Origin of the sequence: Paracoccus sp. SY, from assembly GCF_002901215.1 — a bacterium.
Taxonomy (GTDB): domain Bacteria; phylum Pseudomonadota; class Alphaproteobacteria; order Rhodobacterales; family Rhodobacteraceae; genus Paracoccus; species Paracoccus acridae.
This window is the reverse complement of record NZ_NWMQ01000165.1, coordinates 1-787: the sequence shown is the minus strand read 5'-3', so window position 1 is coordinate 787 and position 787 is coordinate 1. Positions and strand designations below refer to the sequence as shown.

The 787-nt window shown below is 66.7% G+C and carries 1 protein-coding gene; it reads left to right on the top strand.

Annotated features, from left to right (window positions below; genetic code table 11):
• Positions 1 to 787: (2Fe-2S)-binding protein (locus tag CK944_RS22350; RefSeq protein ID WP_146038778.1), on the top strand; the 787-nt coding region annotated here is incomplete at both ends.

Sequence of the window (787 nt, the reverse complement as noted above, 5' to 3'; positions counted from 1 at the left end):
TGCGGGCCTGCACCAAGGCCAGCGCCTCCTGCGGGACCTGCACCGGGCTGGTCCAGCAGGTCATGGCCTTGGCCCTGGGCGACGCGGTGCAGGACGCCCCCATGGGCATGTGCAGATGCACCGACCACAGCCACGAGGACCTGCGCCGTCTGATCCGGGCAATGGGGTTGAAGTCGATCCCCGCCGTGATGCAGGAGCTTGGCTGGAAGACCGTGGGCGGCTGCCATTCCTGCCGACCCGCGCTGAACTACTATCTGCTGGCGGAATATCCGCTGGAATACCGCGACGACCGGCAGTCGCGCTTCGTCAACGAACGCAACCACGCCAATATCCAGAAGGACGGCACCTATTCGGTGGTCCCGCGCATGTGGGGCGGCGTCACCACGCCTGCCGAGTTGCGCGCGATTGCCGACGCGGCCGAAAAATACGGCGTGCCCATGGTCAAGGTCACGGGCGGCCAGCGGATCGACCTGCTGGGCGTCAGGAAGGAAGACCTGCCGCATATGTGGGCCGACCTGAACGCCGCCGGCATGGTGTCGGGCGCCGCCTATTCCAAGGGCCTGCGCACGGTGAAGACCTGCGTCGGCCAGGAATTCTGCCGCGTCGGCACGCAGGATTCGACGGGCCTTGGCATCAAGCTGGAAAAGCTGATGTGGGGGTCCTGGACGCCGCACAAGCTGAAGCTGGGCGTGTCCGGCTGCCCCCGCAATTGTGCCGAGGCCACCTGCAAGGACATCGGCGTGGTCTGCGTGGACAGCGGCTACAACATCGTGATCGGCGGCGCGGC